The organism is Pseudomonas sp. GX19020, assembly GCF_023371075.1.
Taxonomy (GTDB): domain Bacteria; phylum Pseudomonadota; class Alphaproteobacteria; order Rhodobacterales; family Rhodobacteraceae; genus Pseudogemmobacter.
The window spans coordinates 1-18,876 of the sequence record NZ_JAMCCR010000027.1; the positions used below are offsets into that span (position 1 = coordinate 1).

Annotated in this window: 20 protein-coding genes, 1 pseudogene and 1 other annotated feature; of the genes and pseudogenes, 10 read left to right on the plus strand and 11 right to left on the minus strand. The window is 59.8% G+C overall.

The genetic code is table 11. The annotated features are described in order from the left end of the window. Positions 1-293: 293 nt before the first annotated feature. The 3 genes and pseudogenes from M3484_RS22850 (at position 294) to M3484_RS22860 (ending at position 2,708) form a co-directional block, all read left to right on the plus strand. Positions 294-773 (plus strand): annotated as a pseudogene (locus tag M3484_RS22850) (DUF3016 domain-containing protein). A 461-nt stretch (positions 774-1,234) separates the two neighbouring features. Beyond that, the gene (locus M3484_RS22855) at positions 1,235-1,636 is read left to right on the plus strand and encodes an RNA polymerase sigma factor (protein ID WP_249499423.1); all 402 of its coding nucleotides are present in this window, start codon (positions 1,235-1,237) and stop codon (positions 1,634-1,636) included. Positions 1,637-1,718: 82 nt separating this feature from the next. After that, positions 1,719-2,708 carry a FecR family protein gene (locus M3484_RS22860; RefSeq protein WP_249499399.1) on the plus strand — a complete coding sequence of 330 codons (990 nt, stop codon included), beginning with the start codon at positions 1,719-1,721 and terminating at the stop codon, positions 2,706-2,708. A gap of 262 nt (positions 2,709-2,970) precedes the next feature. Here M3484_RS22860 and M3484_RS22865 read toward each other — a convergent pair whose 3' ends face one another. The 4 genes from M3484_RS22865 to M3484_RS22880 form a co-directional block, all read right to left on the minus strand. After that, positions 2,971-3,615 (minus strand): DUF2268 domain-containing putative Zn-dependent protease, encoded by a 645-nt coding sequence (locus M3484_RS22865; RefSeq protein WP_249499400.1) that lies wholly within the window; start codon positions 3,613-3,615, stop codon positions 2,971-2,973. A 376-nt stretch (positions 3,616-3,991) separates the two neighbouring features. Then, positions 3,992-4,363, minus strand: coding sequence for a cupin domain-containing protein (locus M3484_RS22870; RefSeq protein ID WP_249499401.1), 372 nt, complete (start codon positions 4,361-4,363; stop codon positions 3,992-3,994). 75 nt (positions 4,364-4,438) lie between these two features. Further along, complete coding sequence (locus tag M3484_RS22875) at positions 4,439-5,209, minus strand: AraC family transcriptional regulator (RefSeq protein WP_249499424.1); 771 nt, start codon at positions 5,207-5,209, stop codon at positions 4,439-4,441. Between the two features lie 375 nt (positions 5,210-5,584). Next, positions 5,585-6,813, minus strand: a protein-coding gene (locus M3484_RS22880) for an IS3 family transposase (RefSeq protein WP_249499402.1) whose coding sequence is annotated in 2 segments (ribosomal slippage) — positions 5,585-6,525 and positions 6,525-6,813 — 1,230 coding nt in all. Because the reading frame shifts where the segments join, the coding sequence is not laid out codon by codon here. After that, positions 6,416-6,532, minus strand: a sequence feature (AL1L pseudoknot). Its footprint overlaps the gene before it by 117 nt. A gap of 118 nt (positions 6,814-6,931) precedes the next feature. Here M3484_RS22880 and M3484_RS22885 point away from each other — a divergent pair. Genes M3484_RS22885 through M3484_RS22895 form a run of 3 tightly spaced genes read left to right on the plus strand, consistent with a single transcriptional unit; the run spans position 6,932 to position 9,026 of the window. Then, positions 6,932-7,192 (plus strand): hypothetical protein, encoded by a 261-nt coding sequence (locus M3484_RS22885; RefSeq protein WP_249499403.1) that lies wholly within the window; start codon positions 6,932-6,934, stop codon positions 7,190-7,192. Next, on the plus strand, positions 7,171-8,424 hold the full coding sequence (locus M3484_RS22890; RefSeq protein ID WP_249499404.1) for a YcaO-like family protein: 1,254 nt from the start codon (positions 7,171-7,173) through the stop codon (positions 8,422-8,424). Before M3484_RS22885 ends, M3484_RS22890 begins: the two co-directional genes overlap by 22 nt. After that, positions 8,421-9,026, plus strand: a complete 606-nt coding sequence (locus M3484_RS22895; protein WP_249499405.1) for a hypothetical protein — start codon at positions 8,421-8,423, stop codon at positions 9,024-9,026. Before M3484_RS22890 ends, M3484_RS22895 begins: the two co-directional genes overlap by 4 nt. 329 nt (positions 9,027-9,355) lie before the next feature. On the opposite strand, the gene M3484_RS22900 is transcribed toward M3484_RS22895, so the two are convergent. The 4 genes from M3484_RS22900 to M3484_RS22915 all read right to left on the minus strand — a co-directional run bounded on the left by M3484_RS22900 (position 9,356) and on the right by M3484_RS22915 (position 10,749). Next, a complete protein-coding gene (locus M3484_RS22900; RefSeq protein WP_249499406.1) occupies positions 9,356-9,763 on the minus strand; it encodes a type II toxin-antitoxin system VapC family toxin in 408 nt (135 codons plus the stop codon). Then, positions 9,760-10,020: an antitoxin gene (locus M3484_RS22905; protein WP_249499407.1), complete on the minus strand. Its 261-nt coding sequence runs from the start codon at positions 10,018-10,020 to the stop codon at positions 9,760-9,762. Before M3484_RS22905 ends, M3484_RS22900 begins: the two co-directional genes overlap by 4 nt. A 61-nt stretch (positions 10,021-10,081) precedes the next feature. Beyond that, positions 10,082-10,510: a ribbon-helix-helix domain-containing protein gene (locus M3484_RS22910; RefSeq protein WP_249499408.1), complete on the minus strand. Its 429-nt coding sequence runs from the start codon at positions 10,508-10,510 to the stop codon at positions 10,082-10,084. A gap of 11 nt (positions 10,511-10,521) precedes the next feature. After that, positions 10,522-10,749 (minus strand): hypothetical protein, encoded by a 228-nt coding sequence (locus M3484_RS22915; RefSeq protein WP_249499409.1) that lies wholly within the window; start codon positions 10,747-10,749, stop codon positions 10,522-10,524. 583 nt (positions 10,750-11,332) lie between these two features. Here M3484_RS22915 and M3484_RS22920 point away from each other — a divergent pair. The 4 genes from M3484_RS22920 to M3484_RS22935 are packed head-to-tail and all read left to right on the plus strand — an operon-like array spanning position 11,333 to position 14,694. Next, entirely contained in the window at positions 11,333-12,142 is an 810-nt protein-coding gene (locus M3484_RS22920) for a MetQ/NlpA family ABC transporter substrate-binding protein (protein WP_249499410.1), read from the plus strand. An 11-nt stretch (positions 12,143-12,153) separates the two neighbouring features. After that, positions 12,154-12,951, plus strand: coding sequence for a MetQ/NlpA family ABC transporter substrate-binding protein (locus M3484_RS22925; RefSeq protein WP_249499411.1), 798 nt, complete (start codon positions 12,154-12,156; stop codon positions 12,949-12,951). Continuing rightward, positions 12,948-14,060 (plus strand): methionine ABC transporter ATP-binding protein, encoded by a 1,113-nt coding sequence (locus M3484_RS22930; RefSeq protein WP_283258553.1) that lies wholly within the window; start codon positions 12,948-12,950, stop codon positions 14,058-14,060. Before M3484_RS22925 ends, M3484_RS22930 begins: the two co-directional genes overlap by 4 nt. Beyond that, positions 14,041-14,694 (plus strand): methionine ABC transporter permease, encoded by a 654-nt coding sequence (locus tag M3484_RS22935; protein ID WP_249499412.1) that lies wholly within the window; start codon positions 14,041-14,043, stop codon positions 14,692-14,694. The genes M3484_RS22930 and M3484_RS22935 overlap by 20 nt, the downstream gene beginning before the upstream one ends. A gap of 7 nt (positions 14,695-14,701) precedes the next feature. Here M3484_RS22935 and M3484_RS22940 read toward each other — a convergent pair whose 3' ends face one another. From M3484_RS22940 to M3484_RS22950, 3 genes are read right to left on the minus strand one after another with little or no spacing between them, the layout of a single operon-like run. Then, complete coding sequence (locus M3484_RS22940; protein ID WP_249499413.1) at positions 14,702-16,063, minus strand: LLM class flavin-dependent oxidoreductase; 1,362 nt, start codon at positions 16,061-16,063, stop codon at positions 14,702-14,704. 7 nt (positions 16,064-16,070) lie between these two features. After that, the gene (locus M3484_RS22945) at positions 16,071-17,279 is read right to left on the minus strand and encodes an SfnB family sulfur acquisition oxidoreductase (protein ID WP_249499414.1); all 1,209 of its coding nucleotides are present in this window, start codon (positions 17,277-17,279) and stop codon (positions 16,071-16,073) included. A gap of 4 nt (positions 17,280-17,283) precedes the next feature. Then, positions 17,284-18,510 carry an SfnB family sulfur acquisition oxidoreductase gene (locus tag M3484_RS22950; RefSeq protein WP_249499415.1) on the minus strand — a complete coding sequence of 409 codons (1,227 nt, stop codon included), beginning with the start codon at positions 18,508-18,510 and terminating at the stop codon, positions 17,284-17,286. Positions 18,511-18,876: the final 366 nt, after the last annotated feature.

An 18,876-nucleotide genomic window follows, 5' to 3' on the forward strand; every position in this document is an offset into this window, starting at 1 on the left:
AAATTACTGATAGATATCAGCGTTTTAAGCCTCCCTCGGGAGGCCTTTTGCATTTGCGCCCCAACCTCCCCGGAAGCATATCGGAAGCAGTTGAGCGGAAACCGTAGCGGGTAATCGGCGAGGTCACAAATGCGTGAGGCTGCCCGGAGATGACATGTACGCTCCTGAATCTGTTCACCACCAGCCTTGGCATCTTGCATCGCGCAGCCCCATATTGAATCCGCAGACCCGTGACGCGGAGGTTCACCATGCTCAGGGCCATTCTTCTTTCCACCGCTCTTGCCCTGCCGGTGATGATCGGCGCACCGGACACCGCTGCGGCCGACGTCACTGTCACCTATATCGCTCCGGAAAAATTCCGCGACCAGGAGTTCCGCCAGGAGCGTACCCGTGCTTCGGTGCTGGCTGAGTTCGACAAGGAGTTCGCGAAACTGGGGGCACGCTACCTCCCGGCGGGGCAGGGCCTCGCCATAGAAGTCCTCGACATCGATCTCGCCGGCGAGTTCGAGCCCTAGAACTTCGACTACCGCGATGTCCGCATCATGCGCGACACCACACCGCCAAGGATCCGCTTCCGCTATATGCTCACCGAAGCCGGGACGGTCCTGGAGCAGGACGAGGTCCGCCTCTCCGACATGAACTACCTGTCCCGCCCCGGCGCCGCCAATGACACAGAACGCTTCGCCCATGACAAGCAGCTGCTCGAAGACTGGTTCAGGAAGACATTCAAGGTCACGGCTGGCGCGCGCACTTATCCTGGATCCGGAACGTAGCGACCAGATGGATATCATCCGATCCATCCAGCGGGCGCTTGCCGCAGAGGGGCCGCCCCGCGCCCCGATCGCATTTCCAGATTCCTGACGCCGTGTCTGCCGCGCTGAGTAGCCTTGGCCCTCATCGTGCAGGAAGGGATAGTATCCGGCGTGAAGCCTATGATCTGCCACGATGGCATCCTCCCAATCTCTGGTATTGCTTGCTTAGCCTTCCCTTTAGTCACCAATTGGCATAGGAGTAGTGAAATTCACAAACTCGTGCCGCCAGCCAGTAGATTTCCGGCCCTCGGTCTGGACCAGCTAAGACGGACGCCTTGCGTCGGCAGTTGGGACAAATGGTGCGTTTTGGCTAGCAAGCTCCTCAGGCAGTTGTTTCTTTCGCACAGAGGTGAATTGCAGGTTTATCTGACCCGCAAGTTGCGGGATCCGGAATTGGCTGCGGATCTGCACAGGAGACTTTCCTGCGCTATGCCGAGCGGCCATATGCGGACGAGGGCGTCGTTCGGCAAAATCGCTCTTACCTGTTTCGTACCGCCCATAACCTCGCTGTCGACCACGTACGTGAGCAGCGTCGCAAGCCGGCTGAACGAATGGATGCGGACGATATTGCTCGCGTTGCCGATAACCAGCCCGGGCAGGAGCAAGTCGCTGCCGGTCGGGAGCGCATGCGGCTGCTGCTGGAAATCCTCGGTAAACTGCCCGAGCGGACAAGGCAGGTTTTCGTTCTCAACAGGATCGAGGGGCTGAGCTATGCAGAGGTGGCGCGTTCACTTAGAATATCAGAGAGTTCTGTGCAGAAACATCTCGCAAAGGGCCTGCTGCATGTCACGAGTTCTCTCCGGGAGAGAGAAAAAAACCAATGACGCAGGCGGAAAGGCTACCGGAAAGCGCTTCGGTGAGCGTCTTACCAGTTAAGGCGCGATTGCAGCGATGAATGAAGAAGAGATGACGGAAGCCAAAGCGACATCAGCACAGATGATCACCGGTAACCCGGAGGCGGAAGCCGCCGAATGGGTTGTCCGCCTGGGTGATCCCAGGATTACGCCTGTCGAGCGCCGGGCTTTCGATGACTGGATTGCTCAGGGGCCACTCTATAGTGAGGCCTTCAGCTTCGCCAGGGCAACCTGGAACGAGCTTGGCACCCTTGCCACGGACGGCCTGGACTTCGGCGATCCTGCGCCTGTCGGGCGCAACTGGTGGAAAGCCGGTGCTGCCGGCTTGGCTGCATCCGCGCTTACGGCGTCATTGATCGGCGCTTTGCTGCTTTGGTCCGGGAACCCCCTGACAGCATGGATGTCCGATCATGTAACGGCACGCGGAGAGCTTCGCTCGGTCACCCTCCCTGATGGCAGCATCGTGGAACTCGGGCCGGACAGCGCCCTGAACCTCGATTTCTCCGATACCGAACGGCGCGTCGTTCTCGTGCAAGGGGAGGCCTATTTTACTGCCGCACCGAAGAATACGGATGAACCCCGCCCGTTCTCGGTCGAGGCCGGTGGCCTGATAGCGACTGCACTTGGCACGCAATTTTCGGTCGATATCAAGTCCGTTGGCGTGCAGGTTGTCGTTACCGAACATTCTGTGGCAGTGCGTGACTTTGATGACGCCGCCGGACAGCGGTCTGTTCTGGTGAATGAAGGCGAGGCCATCACTTATACTTCCGACCGGAGCTTGCAGGTAGCAGTACCGATCGACGCGGAGTTCGAGACCGCGTGGCGTCAGGGGCGGCTGGTTTTCGATGATCGCCCTTTGGGCGAGGTGGTCGAGGAACTCAACCGCTATCGCAATGGCCGTATCGTGATCCGAAATGCGGCACTTGCCGAGCGCCGCGTGAGCGGGATTTTCGAGGTCTCCGACGTTTCCAATGCCTTATCCCGCATCGCGAATGACGAAAGGGCGCGACTGGCGGCAGGCTTCTGGGAAGAGGTGCGCTGATAAGATGCTGCACCTCCGCAGGCATCGCGGATGTGCTCACGGCGAAAGCGGCCTTGGCCGCTACTCCTGAAAATCAAAGCGCGACGATCAAGCCGACGCGCTCCACTGCGTTTATGAAGGCGAGGTTGGCCGCCGCGTGCGGCCCGAAGCCGCCGGTGCCCAGACAGGATGCTGCTGCGCCGCGCTCCCCAGAGCTGCCGCTCGATCTGCTCCGCAGCAAACAGCCGGCCACTATGGCAGCTATACGGGACGAAGCTGCCGCTCAAACAGCGTCGATCAATGCCCAAAAATCGGCAGCGTCCGCGTGGGCCAGATTGGAAGCACGGGCATCGCCATGCGCGGCCAGATAATGCCCGACCAATTCATAGCCAAGTGAGTAGCCCACCCATGCCGGGAACTCCTGTGATCCGAAGAACCATTCATCATGGTTGTAATCGGCGCGTTGCCAATCCTCTTGAGCTTTGAGGAAGTAGGGACGCAAGGTGCTGGCTGACAGTTGCTCCCAAGGCTCACGCTCGCCGCCATAGGCTTCCTGCGCAAAATGCCCGGCTAGTCCCTCCGAAACAAGCGCCTCACCGAGTGTTTTACCATATCCTGGACCGTCCCACCGCGAGGAGTGATGCAGTTCATGCGCCAACATCCGTTCCAAAGACTGTGATGAATTCGCCCGAAATGCGGGGTTCTTGGGATCCACGGTAACGTAGATCAGCCCACTTTCCGGAGCATATCCCAGATGTCCCTTCTCAGGGATGACGGCTTTACCAGCTCTCAAGATCACATCCGTATCGCGTAGGGGCAGATATTTCGCAGATACCGCGAACGCATCGTCCAGCCGCTCTGAAAGCCAATCAGCTATACCGGAAAGCTGATGGCGGGCATTGATGATATGCAAGGTCATCTTGGGCATGGTTCGCAGCATCGCATCTGAATGCCGGTGGCCGCAATGGGCTCCGAGCAACATGCTGCGGCACGGAAACCGGTAGGTTAGCGCGCTTAACCTTCCCGCTGACCGCGACGGGCGAGGACGGCCCATAGCCGCCGGTCGGCCTCGACCAATGGCTGCGCGGCCGCATTCCCGGATGCTGCCGTTCGCCTTGCTCCGCAGCGATCACTCCGTCAGGATGGTAGCCATGCGGACGAAGCTGCCGCTCGCCCCGGTTGATCCTTGTCGCAAATCATGTCGCAAGTGGCGGGGCATCTGCGGCAATGACCGGCGACACGAAAAGCCGTGATTTTCCGGGGGTGGCTGATCTGTCGCTGGTTTCAGGAATTACGCGACGACCTCAAACCCAAACATCGTTCTGGGCTGTGCGGTCGCCGCCAGCGTGACCAGTGTTTAGGACGCCCCGCGGTTCGATCAGCAGAAGGTGAACCTCCGTCTCTGCGAAAGGCTTATGTTCGACTCCCTTCGGTACAACGAACATCTCGCCGGGGCCTATCGAAACCGCGCCATCACGAAAATCGATCCGTAGTTGACCGTCCAGAACGATGAACGTTTCGTCCGTATCGGGATGGTTGTGCCAGATGAAATCACCGTCGATACGCACGACCTTGAATTGGTAGTCGTTCATTTCCGCGATAACGCGCGGCTGCCAGAGATCGGTGATCTTCGTGAGTTTCTCCGAAAAGTTGATGGCTTGATGTGTCTTTTCCATTCTGGTTTGCTCCATTGTCGAATGGGGCAACACTAGGAATTTCTGCAAATCTGATCTTGAACGATTGTGCAGCGATCAGTCTTGGGTCAGCTTTCTCCAGCGGGCGGGTGTAATGCCGAAAGCATTGCGGAAATGCCTCGTAAGGTGCGCCTGATCGGCGAATCCTGCATCCAGAGCCGCTTGAACAAGCGGCAGTCCCTTGATGATCCCGGCCTTGGCCCGGTCAAGACGGCGCAGGGTCAGGTAACGGTAGGGACTGGTGCCGAATACAGCCCTGAAATCTCGCGAGAGCTTCCATTTGTCCTGTCCCGTGATCTGCTCCAGTTGTTCCAAGGAAATCGACTGCCCTTCTGAGTGCCGAATATACGCGCGTGCCCTATCCGCAGCGCGATAGTCGGGCGTCGCGATGTATCGTGCGCCGGAGAGGGGAGCCGCAGCCCGCAAGGCGTGGGCAAGATCATAAACCGCATCATCGTATTGAAGCGTCTCCATCGGCTCGGACATATGGGCGACAATGCCGTCTATCGCCTTCAGCAACCGTGGATCGACCGATACGCCGCCGGGGATAAATGGTAGTGACCTACGTCCTCCGAGAGCCTGTTGCACGAGCGCCGGGTCGAGATAAATCATCCTGTAGTGAAAGCCGTCCTCCGTCCCGGCTTGCCCGTCATGCAACTCGTCTGGGTTGAGAATAATGGCCGTGCCGGGAACGCCGTCACTAACCTGTCCCCTGTAGTGGAACCGCTGAACACCAGAGATCGTACGCCCGATTGCGTAGGTATCATGGCGATGCGGCTCATAGGCTTGACCGGAGAAGAACGCTTCAATCCGTTCACAGCCATCCATTCCCGAGGCAAGATTGATCCACCCGGAAGCCGCACCGGCAGACAAATCCTCGACTGTGCCCGACCCTGCATCCAAGTGAATACCTCTCCTTCCGAGTCGCAAAACTCCCAAAACCCGCGACAAACTGCTCTGCCGCGCCACCATAGCGCCCAGAGCGCCGAGGTCCAATGACCCCAATGGGCTCGAAGCGTCGATCCGAGGGCCTGGCCCCGCCCTCCGCGCTGGACCGGGCCAGCCGTGGCAACTATGCGGGACGGAGCAGACTACGGCGCAACGTCTCGATATCGTGGGCGGAGCCATTCGGGAGCATAATCATCGAAGGCTGAAGACCCTGAGTGAACCGCGCCGGGTTTGCCGGAGGCTGATTTCGATTTGTTACGCGGCCATGACTTCAGTTTCCAGAGCCGTGTAGAAGGTGGCCTCTGCTTCCGCTGGCGGGATGTTCCCGATCGGTTCGAGCAGACGGCGGTTGTTGAACCAGTCGACCCATTCGAGCGTGGCGTATTCTACGGCCTCGAAACTGCGCCAAGGCCCTCGTCGATGGATGACCTCGGCTTTGAACAGGCCGTTGATTGTCTCGGCCAAGGCATTGTCATAGCTGTCGCCGACGCTGCCCACCGATGGTTCGATGCCAGCTTCCGCCAGCCGCTCGCTGTAACGAATGCTCAGATACTGCGAGCCCCTGGCGCTATGATGAACCAGCCCCATGCTCTTTCCGGGGCGACGATCATGCACAGCCTGTTCCAGAGCATCGAGCACGAACCCTGCATGCGCCGACGTGCTGACACGCCAGCCGACGATCTTGCGTGCATAGGCGTCGATGATGAAGGCGACATAGACGAACCCCTTCCAGGTGGCGACATAGGTGAAATCTGACACCCACAGCATGTTTGGTGCCGGAACGCGGAACTGGCGGTTCACCTTGTCCAGCGGATAGGGAGCTTTCTTGTCCGGGATCGTTGTCCTGTGCGGTTTGCCCCGGATAATGCCCTGAATACCCATGCCCTTCATCAGCCGGGCCACCGTGCATCGCGCGACATCGAAGCCCTCTCGGCAAAGCTGCCGCCACACCTTCCGGACGCCGTAGACCCGCCAGTTCTCTTCAAACACGCGACGGATCTCGGGGCGCAGCGCCTCATCCCGGCGGGCACGGTCTGACAGCCGTGCCGGATCGGCCCGCTTGGCCAAACGTTCATAGTAGGTGGAAGGGGCGATCTGCAGCAGGCCACAGATCGGCTCGACCCCATGCATTCCCCGATGTGCATCGATGAACGACACCATCACTTCGACCGGCGGTCGAGCTCCGCCATCGCAAAATACGCGCTCGCCTTACGAAGGATCTCGTTCGCCTGACGCAACTCGCGGTTCTCCCGCTCCAGCGTCCTCATCTTCTCGGCCATATCGGTTGGGATGCCCGCGCGCTTGCCGCTGTCGATCTCGGCCTTCTTGACCCGCTCGTTCAGGGTCTGGGGCGCACAGCCGATCTTCGCCGCGATCGACATCACCGACTGCCAACGCGAGCCATGCTGGCCTTCGTTGTCGAGACCCATTCGAACCGATCGTGCGCGCACTTCAGGGGAAAATTTGTTCGTGGTCTTGCTCATGATGCTCCATCCTACTCAGGAGTTGGAGCCTCTGGCAAACCCGGTGCGGTTCAAACGTGTTGACAGAACGCTGCCGTGCTGCGTCACTAAGGCATATCATGCAAGGAAGGAGTTCACTATGGGAAGCCTCCATATCGACTCAACCACGAAGGGCTTTGACGCTTTAAGCCCTCTGGCACAGTCAGATACCAATAATTCAGATCGTATCTCGCCCGCTTTATCAGCACTTCTGACGGCACTGCGCAAGGAGGCGCCGACTGGTGAGCCTGTAGAAATAGTCATTGGCGTCATGGGCAAACAGCAGACAGTGTACAGCGTGACCATTCAAAACGCTGAAGAGATTAAAGAAATTCTGGAATGGACCATCGGTCAGCAATAGATGAAAGCAACGAGAGAACGCGGACGCGTGAGGACGCTATCCAGCGCGCCCGCAATCTTATGTCGAGAATTGGACTCAAGTTCGAATGTCGTGTTTTTGGAGATTACGCAAAAACGGTATCCTGTGCCATAACTGATCGATATGGATTTTCTACCGAGGGACACGGGAAGGGAATCGGCAACCAATCTTTCACATCGGCTATCTATGAAGCATTGGAACACTATTACTATTTCACGGAGGACATACAGGGCGCGATCTCTTCGGTTGAACTCGATTTTTCTGGCAATGGCAGTTACCTAATCGGAGGAAGCCCTCCAGTAGAGAGAATGTTCACCACGCTCCAACCTATTCCACTCAGCTGCGTCCAGTTTGAATCCATATTACACCCGAAAATTTTTGTCGACTTTCCAATGGCGCTTCTAAACCCATACTACGAGGCTCCGTCAGAGGCCGAACGCAAGGCTATTCGCAGCTCGGGGCTTTATAGATATGCAACAAACTCTGGCACCGCCTCCGGAGCTACGAGAGACGAGGCGCTACTGCATGCAATGCTGGAGTTAATTGAACGCGACTCACTCGGAATATTTATTACCAATTGCTCGCTTCGCAAGAGCGCTCTTCCCGTTCGGGTTGTTTCTACGGCCAGCCTGAATGAGCGCATTTTGGAAGTTCTGAGGAACATATCTGAACAGGCAAAGGCTCATGTGGAAGTCTTTAACATTACGTCAAGCACGGGCGTCCCTACGTTCCTGTGCTCTTTAGAGAGTGATGAACCTAAGCAGTTTCGATTCTTTGGTTCTGGCTCATCATGTTTGCCCGAGTATGCTTTGGAGAGGGCGGTCTTGGAGGCATTTCAAGGTTTTTGTCTGCAGTTCAAATTCGGCAAGGAAATTCAACCTACACCAATTCTGAATACTTCTTCGAACCCATTTCAACGTATGAGATTGGAGCATGGACACCTATATGCTAAGGGTGGGTATGCAATGGAGGATTTCGATGGAAGTCAGCGAACTGAATTATCATCAATTCCGAAACTTCATTGCTCCGAACAGGTGATCAGACTTGCCCTCCAATTGGCGAAGCAAAACATACACTTCTACAGTAGGGATATTTTTGAAGGTGAGGTTTCTGTGGTGCAAGTCATATCCCCTCAACTCGAACGTTTTTATCTCATGACGAAGGGGATGCCTGTTGCGCCTGGTGGTCGCGCCAAAGCAGCTTACGAAAATTGACGAAAGAGGCGTGCCCTTCAGACATCGATAAGTTTGCCAAGCGTCACTCTGGACAAGATGTCGTTGTTTGTGGGTTGGGCCAATCAATTGTCAGCTTGATGCCCTTCATTGCTGAAAAAATCACGATTGGCGTGAACGATATTGGACGTCATTTGACCCCAAACTATCTAGTTTTACAGGACTACCCGAGTGCATTCCTGCCAGGAAGGTTGGAAATCATCCAGAAAACAAAAGCATCATGCGCTTTTACTTCCCTCGACTTTCCAAACCTGCAAGCCCGAAAGTCAATAAAAATAGAACTTGCCGATCGTGATGGAAATGGTTTTGGAAGGAATGGGAAGTTCTCATACTCTGGAACATCAGTTTATCTGTCAACCTGCCTAGCAGCGTTCCTTGGGGCAACCAGAATTGCGCTGGCGGGAGTGGATTTCTCCGGTCCGAGTAGGCAATATGATCAATCATTCGTGGATAGAACAAATCGGAGCTTTGAGGTGCTTTGCATCTCCCTTTTGCGAGAAGGGAGGCAGTTGCTTAACCTGAGCAAAAGCAGCAGAATAATAACGGTGCCACATATGGATCCAGTCGATTTCTTTTGCGTCTGAGATAAAACCATCGAAATGAGGCATGTGTCCCACGTGTATTTAGGGGACTGGACGAGAATAGCTCTTATGCGTGTTACTTGAATGGCCGCATCTCGCCATCTTTTGCGATTGCCATGCCGCTGCTGCCATAAGTCGGCCGTTCGCCTCTCAGGGCGAAACCAACTGTGATCCCGCTGTGGTGCGCATGACCGGCTGCTCTTATAAGTTGCTGCGGCTGCCACGCTGCACCGCCGTCAGACCGCTCTCCGCCCGATTCGACGCTGGCCACGGGTACTCCGGGCCGATCTTGTGACGAAGAAGCACCGGGCTCGTGGCCGCATCGCCTGCGGTTATGCTGCGGTCCAGTCCGCAAGCGTGAGATCCGGCACCCGCTCGAACTCCCCAGAATTATTCGTCACCAGCGTCAGCCCGCGCGCTTTCGCCTGTCCGGCGATCAGGAGATCATAGGGGCCGATGGGCGTGCCCTGTCGCGCGAGATCGGCCCGGATCTCGCCAGCGACCCGCGCATCCTCGCGGTCGAAGTCCAGGATGGGCAAATCAGCGAAGAGCAACCGCAGCGTCTCCAGATTGAAGGCAACCTTCTGGCTGCGATAGGCACCGTACCAAAGCTCATGGGCGACGATGGAGGAGACCGCGATGGAGCCGGGTTCGCAGGCCTCAACCCGCGCGAGCAGGGTATCCGACCGGCGCCCGATCAGCGCGATCACCGCATTGGTGTCGAGGAGATAGGTGATCATTCGAAGAGCCGGTCGAGTTCCGGGCGGTGCTGCATGTCAGGCTGCTGGCGGCCCTCGGCCATGAAGTCCTCGCTGACGCCGCGCTCCACCGCCGCGCGCAGGGATTTCCAGCGTTGACGCGCATCGGGTTTGGGGCGCAGGATCACGGCGTCGCCTTCACGCGAGACCTCGACCTCGTCGACATCGAAGCGAAACTCCTTCGGCAGGCGTACGGCCTGCGAATTGCCGGATTGGAAGATCTTGGCGAACTGGGGCATGGCAGCCTCCTGTATATACTTTTCAGTATATACTCTCGACGGGCGGTCAAAACAAGATGGCCTATCCATCGGCGCTCCTTCCCGTTTCCGGCCCGACATCACCCGGGATATCCCGCAGGAAGCCGCGCCCTGACTGCAACTGCCGCCCCAGCGTGGTGACGAATCCGTCGAAGCGCTCGCGCCCCTTGGCCTGGGCCGCAGCGTATCCTTCCGTCGGGACCGGCGGCGTGACGGTCAGCCAGAAGCGGACGAAGAGGCCAAGGGTTTCCGCCGAGATACCGAGATCGCGCTCGATCCGGGCGACCTGACGCGACAGCCGGTCGAGCCTCCGGGTCAGGGCCGCTTCCTGCATCTGAGCCGTGTCGGGCGAGAGGAAGGATTCCAGCGCTGCCTCGACCACCGAGGAGCGTGAGACGCGCTTGCGGTCGGCCAGTTCCGTGACCCGGGAAATCAGCCCTACCGGCAGCGAGGCATTGAGACGATCACGCATGTCCGGTCCTTTCAGAGCTCGATGCCGTCATTGGGGTTCAGCGATGCCTGCCGTGCGACCCCACCCATCTGCAGGCGCATCGCCTGGCGCTGGCGCGCGACATCCTCCTGATCGTCGCCGAGCAGGTTACGGAACTCGTCCTCGGGTGCGGGTTCCTTCCTCTCATGGACGATCTCGACATGCTCGGGCAGTTCCCGGCACGCGCTTCCTGGCGGACAACCTGTTAGCGAAAGGGGCAAGCTTGCCCGGTCATACCTGTGTGGCAAAAGTCGGATCGTTTCGTCTTCAGGTGCAGCTGGCGCCCAGATGTTCCACAGCGCCAGCGCGGCCTCGGCAAATTCATCGGCGCGGTCATAGCGCAGATCATGGGCCAGATGCTGATCCCCCCGAAAATCTCGCCCTCGCTGTCATTCACTGAGGTGACGATATTCCAGGCGGCCCGTCCCTTTGAGATATGGTCAAGCGTGTACCACCGAGGCCGATCCTGCTGGTCTGTGCCGACAGGACAGCAGCGGCACCGTATCCAGACGCGCAGCATCCAGGGTACCATAGCGAAAACCGGTTTCGCGCCCCTCAGCCAACCGCCCCCATCCGTCCTTCGCAATTATGCATGAAGCATCTCATGGATAGTCCGGCTTTTCGCCCGCACCCACCCCCTTTTTCTTTCATGACCCTCGCTGATAGCAGGGATGGCCTTTCCCGGCGGCCAATTTGGAATGGACCTGGTGCCATTCCCCGGCCGATAAAAACGATGAATGTGATCGTCTATAAGATGGCGCCCGAAGCACGGATCTGTGTCAGGCGCTGTGGGAAGGAACCTGTATGCGATATTCCAGAAGGATGGCCGCCTCCCTCGCCGTGATTGCGGCCCTCTGGGTGGTGCCTGCTGCGGCTGATCTGAAGATCGGCGTAACGCCGGGGGTGGTGGCGGATTCCATCATCACCGCTGCGGAAGAAGCAAAGACCCGGGGCCTCGCGGTCGAAGTGATCGAATTTGCCGACTGGGCGACGCCCAATCTGGCGCTTGCAAGCGGCGATCTGGATCTGAACTTCTTCCAGCATGAGGCCTTTCTGGAAAATGCCATCAAAGAGACCGGCTTTGATCTTGTCCCGGTGGCAAAGGGCTTCCTGCCGAATATCGGCCTCTATTCGCTGAAATATGACAGCCTGGAGGCCCTGCCCGATGGTGCAAAGGTCGCGGTCGCCAATGACCCTGTGAACCAGGGTCGCGCGCTGGTTCTGCTGTCTGATGCCGGGCTGATCGGGCTGGCAGAGGGCGTTGGCTATCTCGGCACGCTGGATGACGTAACCAGCAACCCGAAAAACCTTGCATTTGTCGAGATCGAGGGGCCGCAGCTGGTGCGCGCCATTGAAGATGTCGATCTGGCTCAGGGCTATCCTGCGCATTACGTTTCGGCGGGCAACCCGGATCTTGCAGGCCGTGCGCTGGTCTATTCCGGGGTCGGGGAAACCCGCTTCGCAATCGCTTTCGTCTCGCGTCGCGACAATGCCGAAGACCCGGAAATCGCACAATTCGTCGAGATCTATCAGTCCGCCCCCGACGTCGAGGCGAAGATCGCCGAGTATTACGCCGGGAACCCCGTCCTCTACTCCCTTCCCTGGAAAAAATGACCGGAGCAGCCATGAAACGTATCATCCTTGCTGCAGCGCTTGCGCTTGCACCTGTCACCGCCTTTGCCGAGCCGTTGAAGATCGGCGTGGTCCCCGGAGCTTATGGCGATACCGTCGCGGTCGCCGCGGAAGAGGCGAAGGCCAAAGGGCTTGAGGTCGAGGTGATCGAGTTCTCGGACTGGACCACGCCCAATGTCGCGCTGGATGCCGGTGACATTGACCTGAACTTCTTCCAGCACGCGCCTTTCCTTAAAAACGCCAACGAACAGGGCGGCCATGATCTGGTGGTGGTGGCACCTGGCATCCTCGCCAATCTTGGTCTCTATTCGCTGCGGCATAAAAGCTTCGACGAGATCCCGCAAAATGGCACCGTCGCCATCGCGAATGACCCGGTGAACCAGGGTCGTGGGCTGCTGCTGCTGGAGAAAGCCGGGCTGATCAGACTGAAAGACGATGTCGGCTTCCTCGGCTCGGTCGATGATATTGCTGACAACCCGAAGAACCTTTCCTTCACCGAGGTGGAGGGGCCGCAGCTGGTGCGGATCACCGGGGATGTTGATCTCGCCCAGGGCTATCCGCATTTCATCGTGGCGGCGGGAACCTTCGATCCGACATCTGCACTCTTGTATTCCGGGATCGAGGATCGCCAGTTCGCGGTGGCATTTGTCGCGAAATCCGACCGCAAGGATGATCCAAAGATCAAAGAATTCATTGAGGTTTTCCACAATTCCAAAGCGGTCGAGGATCAGGCCCGCAAAAGCTTCTCGGACAGTGACAAGCTCTACATTCTTGCATGGAAGGATCAATGAGCGCCGGGGTCCTCAGCCCCGACATCACGCGCCTCGCGCCCGTCGCAGCAGCGGCGGGTGTGGACGCTGTCAAAGCGAAGCCAGGCCATTTGCGGTTTGAAGCGCTTGGCAAGATCTACCACTCCAGGATGGGCAATGTTGAGGCGCTGAAGGATATCAGCCTCGACATCGCGCCCGGCGAAATCTACGGCATCATCGGTCGGTCCGGGGCCGGTAAATCCAGCCTTCTGCGCACGATCAACCGGCTGGAAGTGCCCACAACCGGGCGTGTGCTGGTCGATGGCGACGATATTGCCCGCCTGGATGAGGTCGGGCTGGTGACACTGCGCCGCCGGGTCGGAATGATTTTCCAGCATTTCAACCTGCTTTCTGCCCGCACAGTGCGTGAGAATGTTGCGCTGCCGCTGATCGTGGCCGGGGTGGCTAAGGGGGAGATCCGCAGGCGCACCGATGAGGTTCTGGCGCTGGTCGGGCTTTCGGGTAAAGGCGATACCTATCCCTCGCGCCTTTCGGGCGGGCAAAAGCAGCGCGTCGGTGTCGCCCGGGCGCTGATCAGCCGCCCCGAGATCCTGCTATGCGACGAGGCGACCTCGGCCCTTGATCCCGAGACAACGCTGTCGATCCTGGAGCTGTTGCGTGACATCAACCGCAAGCTCGGCCTGACCATCGTGCTGATCACCCATGAGATGAGCGTGATCCGCGAAATCTGCAACCGCGTCCTCGTGCTCGAAGGCGGGGCCGTCGCCGAGGAAGGGCCGGTCTGGAAGGTCTTCGGCACCCCGCGCCATGATGCGACCCGCGCGCTTCTGGCTCCCTTGCAACGTGAACTGCCGCCGGAGCTGACAGTAAAACTGCGCTCTGATGCACGCAATCCGCGTGATCGAGCGGTGATCGGCATTTCCTATGCCGGTGCCGCCTCCCCTGACCTGCAGGCCCTGGCGGGCGCTGCAAAAGGAGCGGTGGAGCTGCTGTCGGCCTCGGTAGATCGGATCCAGGGTCATGCGGTCGGGCGTATTGTGCTGGCGCTGGCACCAGGGGCAAAACCCGCGGCGCTCATCGCACAACATCCATCGGCAAAGGTGATCGGCTATGTCTCCGCAGATGATTGATCGCCTCTGGCAGGCATTTTATGACACGCTGTTCATGGTGGGAGTTTCAGCCGTGATTGCGGTGCTGGCGGGGATTCCGCTGGCGGTATTTCTGGTGACCTCCCGCCCCGGTGGCATCTTTGCCGCGCCAGGAGTGAACCGCATCGTCGGACTTATCGTGAACTGCTTTCGTGCCGTGCCGTTCATCGTGTTGCTTGTGGCGCTGATCCCGTTCACGCGGCTGATTGTCGGCACCACCATCGGGGTCTGGGCAGCCATTGTGCCGCTGGCGGTCTCGGCCACGCCCTTCTTTGCCCGTATCGTCGAGGTCTCCTTACGCGAAATCGACCCCGGTCTGATCGAAGCCGCGCAGAGCATTGGCTGTCGCCGCCATCACATCATCCGTTACGTCTACCTGCCGGAGGCACTGCCAGGGATTATCGGCGGGCTGACGATTACGGTCGTGACGATGATCGGGGCCTCGGCCATGGCGGGTGCCGTTGGCGCCGGCGGCCTGGGCGATGTGGCAATCCGTTACGGATATCAACGCTTTGACACCACTGTCATGATGGCGGTGATCGTGATCCTGGTCGCGCTTGTCTCTGTGGTACAGTTCACCGGCGATTATGCGGTGCGCAGGCTGAAGGCGCGCTGACGCGCCTTCAGGCCTGCCGCCGGAAGGCTGCGCCTGCGTGCCGCGCGGGCAATCTGTCCCCCTGGGCAAAGAGCTTCCGGCGCAGGGTCCCTTCGGCATATCCCGTTTTGTAAAGCCCGCGGGACTGCAGTTCCGGAACCACCAGATCGGCGAAATCCGCATAGCTTTCCGGCACCGCGAGGCGAGAGAGGTTGAAGCCATCAAGCCCGCCCTCGGTGATCCAGGACTGAAGCTCATCGGCCACCTGAGATGGCGTACCGACCAGCAGCGGATAGCGCCCGCCAAGGGCCAGCTGAGCCAGCAGATCGCGCTTGGTCCAGCCCCGGCTTTCGGCCAGTTTCACCGCTGACTGGATCGCGTTCGAGCTGCCATAGGGCACCGGATCATCCAGGCCGAATTTCGCAAAATCGATGCCGGTTGAAGCCGAGTAATGCGCAAGGCCTGCCTCGGGGCTGGAGGCGGCCTGGAATTCCGCCAGTTTCTCGCGCGCCACTGCCGGATTGGGGTCAGTGATAATGTTGACGCCGGTCAGGATCTTCACGTCATCCGCCCGCCGCCCGGCCGCCACCACCGCGCGGCGGATGCTGTCGGACTGAGCCCGTGCAACTGACTTCTCTGGCGCAGAGATGAACACGCATTCCGCATGCCGCGCCGCGAATAACTGCCCGCGCCCCGAGGTGCCCGCCTGATAGATCACCGGGCTGCGCTGTGGCGAGGGCTCGGAAAGGTGATAGCCATCTACGCGGAAGAATGGTCCGTCATGGTGGATTTTATGGACCTTTGCCGGATCGGCATAGATGCGCGCGGCGCGATCGCGCCGCACCGCATCTTCCTCCCATGACCCTTCCCACAGTTTATAAAGCACATCCAGGTAATCATCAGCCAGGTCGTAACGCCTGTCATGGGCCTCCTGCGCGTCACGCCCCACGGCGCGGGCGGCGGAATCGAGATAGCCCGTCACAACGTTCCATCCGATCCGGCCACCCGTCAGATGGTCCAGCGTCGAGATCCGGCGCGCAAACGTATAGGGGTGCTCCTGATTGACATTGACGGTGATGCCGAAGCCCAGGTGTTCGGTCACCGAGGCCATGGCAGAGACCAGCAGGATCGGGTCATTGACCGGCAGCTGCACGCTTTCGCGCAGGGCCACATCGACATTGCCGCCATAGACATCATATGTGCCAAGGATATCGGCGAGGAAAATCCCGTCGAAAAGCCCGCGCTCCAGCGTTTTGGCAAGCCCCGTCCAATGGTCCAGCCGGGTGTAATCCATCGAGCGGTCGCGCGGATGCACCCATTGGCCGTGGTTGATATGGCCCACGCTGTTCATATTGAACGCATTGACGATGATGTGTTTTTTCTCGCTCATCGCATCCTCAGATCGCGCCATGGCGGGGCGGGTTCACCCCGTTCAGCCTGTGATTGCCGACCGCATGATATTTCCAGCGCACCGGATCATGCAGCGTATGGGTGCGGACATTGCGCCAGTGCCGGTCGAGATTGTCCTCGGCAAAGGTCGCCGAAGTACCGGTGAATTCGAAAAGTTTCGACCCTGCCAGCAGCCCCGCCGTCGTGGTCAGCGCCCGCGCCGCCGCGACAGCAACCGAAGCCCCGGCGACGCTGATTTCGGTTGCTTCCAGAATGGCGGCATCGACAGCCCGCCCGGCGCGGGTCACAAGCGCACTGGCCGCGCGCAGGCGCAAGGCCACGTCGCCAAGCCCGGCAAGCGTCAGCGGATCTGCGGCCGCGCTGTCGACCTTGGCATCGACCCAGGGGCGCGCGCGGTTGCGGATAAAGGGAAGTGTCGCCTGAAACGCCCCCTGACCGATGCCAAGATCAATCGCGGCATGGATGATCTGGGCAAAGGGTCCGATCGGCGTCGGCCGCTCGAAACTGTCCTGAAAGGGCACAATCTGGTCGGGGTCGACAGCGACACGCGAGAACGAAACCGAGCCGGAGCCGGTGACACGCTGGCCAAATCCGTCCCAGTCATCGGTGATGGTGACGCCGGCGGCCTCGCGCGGGATGATCACCAGCTGCTGGCGGCCGGTTTCATCAACCACCAGGGTCGGGATCTGATGCGCAAAAATCGCGCCGGTGCAGTAGAATTTCTGACCCTCAACAAAAAGCTGCCCGCCTTCGCGGATCAGCCTCGTGCGGCGCTGGAAGTCCTTCGCGCCGATCTCGGCCAGGGCGTTTCCGAAACGGTGGCCGTCAAGTGCAAGGCGGAAATAATGCTCCTTCTGCGCCTCGGACCCGCCCGAGCGGATCACTTCCAGCGCGTAGAAATGGTTCTGCGGGATCTGCGCCAGCGAGCCATCCGCCGCTGCGATGATCGCCGTCACCCGCGCCAGCGTCACCGCAGAGACCCCGGCGCCGCCGTAAGCTTTCGGCACGGTGATCCCCCAAAGCCCGCTTGCGGTGAAACGGTCCAGCTCCTCCCAGGGCAGGGCGCGTGCCCGGTCGCGCAGGCTGGCAGAGGGCGCATATTCCGCCGCCAGCTTTTCAGCAATGGCGATCGCCTCGGCATCCGAGGTGATCAGATGCACTTTGCCCGGCGGGTTGGCGTGACGGGTTTCGCTCATGTCTTCAGTTCCATTGATGCCGGGCCGGGGCCGCGCCGTTCAGATGCCAGTTCCCAAGCAGGTGGTATTTCCAGCGCACCGGGTCATGCAGCGTGTGGACCCGCGCATTGCGCCAGTGCCGCCCGAGATTGAGACTGGCGCGGGTCGAGGCGGACCCCGCGAGTTCAAAGAGCTTTTCCGACGCCTGAAGCGCGATTTCCGTGGTCAGGATCTTGGCCTCTGCCACCGCGACCGAGGCCCGGGCGCTGCTCTCGTCGGTCACTGGCGCCGCGGCGATCTCGTCAAGGGTCTGGGCGGCCTCGCGCAGAACCTCCTGCGCGGCGAGAAGGTCGATCTGCAGCCGGCCGATATCCGCGATGATATAGGGGTCATCCTGGGCACGCGGCACGCCCGCATCGACCCAGGGGCGCGATTTTTCCTGCACGAAACGGACGGCTTCCTCCAGCGCGCCGACCGCGATGCCGGAATCAATCGCGGCCTGGATCAGCTGCGAGACCGGCCCGGCAAGGCCCGGACTGTCTGCACGTTGCCAGACGGGGAAGATCTGTTCCTCGCTTTCGATCAGAACATTGTCGAAAACAACACTGCCGGAGGAGGTCGTGCGCTGCCCGAAGGAGGACCAGTCATCGAGGACCCGCACCCCCGGCGCGTGGCGCGGCACCCAGACCTGGACCGGGCGGCCTTCAGGGTCATTGGCGCGGGTCGGGATCCAGTCGGCGAAGATCGCGGCGGTGGAGTAGAACCGATGCCCGTTCAGCCGCCAGCCCACGGGTGAGGCGCTCAGCCCGGTCGTATTATGGGTCACAAGTGCGCGGCTCTTTTCAGGGCCCGCATTTCCGATACGTTTCCCGGCGAGGATATCGGCGTAAAAGCGGCTTTGTTGCACCGGTGTCCCCGCCTCGCGCAGCAGTTGCAGCACGCCGAAATGGTTCTGCGGGATTTGCCCTGCCGAGTTGTCAGCCGCGCAGATCGTCTCGAATACAAGCGCGAGGGTCAGGAAGGATAGTTCTGGTCCACCGAATTCTTTGGGCACGGTGATTGCCCCAAGGCCCAGGGCGGAGAAGGCGTCGATCTCGGCAAAAGGCAGGATGCGCTCTGCGTCGCGCCTGGCCGCTTTCTGGCTCCAGTCTGCCGCCAGGTGCTGCGCGGCGGCGATGGCCTCATCATGGCTGGTGATCCGCGCGGGCGATCGCTTGTTGAGATCGGTGTTTTCGGGGGCGGTCCTGCTCATTGACTCCGGCCTTTCTGCCGGTTCTGCCCGGTCGTTTGCAATTGTCTTCTCAGCCGGTTTTTACGCCTCCGTGCCGGGCGGGGCCATTCTGAAGCCCGGCACGCAGACAGGTCATGCCGGGCGGCAGCGGTGCCGCAAATGGAAGAACATTCTCCCGGATGCGGTGGCTCTGTGTCTTTTTGAGATGGGTTCGCGCGCAATCCCGACACTGCGGCCACCGCAAGACGATCACCCGATGCGCGATGCTTTCGACCAGATGGGGGGCCTGTGTCACCAGCAGACAGGCAGGACGCAGGCGGCGGTCGCGAATGAAAACAATCCGTTGCGCCACCAGCAGGTCTCGCACATGGACCGATTGCGGAGCAG

Excerpts from the sequence above, each read along its gene's own strand:
- M3484_RS22950 (WP_249499415.1), bottom strand. The coding sequence starts at position 18,510 with ATGAGCAGGACCGCCCCCGAAAACACCGATCTCAACAAGCGATCGCCC.
- M3484_RS22940 (WP_249499413.1), bottom strand. The coding sequence starts at position 16,063 with ATGAGCGAGAAAAAACACATCATCGTCAATGCGTTCAATATGAACAGC.
- M3484_RS22860 (WP_249499399.1), top strand. The coding sequence starts at position 1,719 with ATGACGGAAGCCAAAGCGACATCAGCACAGATGATCACCGGTAACCCG.
- M3484_RS22875 (WP_249499424.1), bottom strand. The coding sequence starts at position 5,209 with ATGGATGGCTGTGAACGGATTGAAGCGTTCTTCTCCGGTCAAGCCTAT.
- M3484_RS22930 (WP_283258553.1), top strand. The coding sequence starts at position 12,948 with ATGAGCGCCGGGGTCCTCAGCCCCGACATCACGCGCCTCGCGCCCGTC.
- M3484_RS22935 (WP_249499412.1), top strand. The coding sequence starts at position 14,041 with ATGTCTCCGCAGATGATTGATCGCCTCTGGCAGGCATTTTATGACACG.
- M3484_RS22905 (WP_249499407.1), bottom strand. The coding sequence starts at position 10,020 with ATGCCCCAGTTCGCCAAGATCTTCCAATCCGGCAATTCGCAGGCCGTA.
- M3484_RS22890 (WP_249499404.1), top strand. The coding sequence starts at position 7,171 with ATGGACCATCGGTCAGCAATAGATGAAAGCAACGAGAGAACGCGGACG.
- M3484_RS22920 (WP_249499410.1), top strand. The coding sequence starts at position 11,333 with ATGCGATATTCCAGAAGGATGGCCGCCTCCCTCGCCGTGATTGCGGCC.
- M3484_RS22945 (WP_249499414.1), bottom strand. The coding sequence starts at position 17,279 with ATGAGCGAAACCCGTCACGCCAACCCGCCGGGCAAAGTGCATCTGATC.
- M3484_RS22865 (WP_249499400.1), bottom strand. The coding sequence starts at position 3,615 with ATGCCCAAGATGACCTTGCATATCATCAATGCCCGCCATCAGCTTTCC.
- M3484_RS22885 (WP_249499403.1), top strand. The coding sequence starts at position 6,932 with ATGGGAAGCCTCCATATCGACTCAACCACGAAGGGCTTTGACGCTTTA.
- M3484_RS22925 (WP_249499411.1), top strand. The coding sequence starts at position 12,154 with ATGAAACGTATCATCCTTGCTGCAGCGCTTGCGCTTGCACCTGTCACC.
- M3484_RS22900 (WP_249499406.1), bottom strand. The coding sequence starts at position 9,763 with ATGATCACCTATCTCCTCGACACCAATGCGGTGATCGCGCTGATCGGG.
- M3484_RS22910 (WP_249499408.1), bottom strand. The coding sequence starts at position 10,510 with ATGCGTGATCGTCTCAATGCCTCGCTGCCGGTAGGGCTGATTTCCCGG.
- M3484_RS22870 (WP_249499401.1), bottom strand. The coding sequence starts at position 4,363 with ATGGAAAAGACACATCAAGCCATCAACTTTTCGGAGAAACTCACGAAG.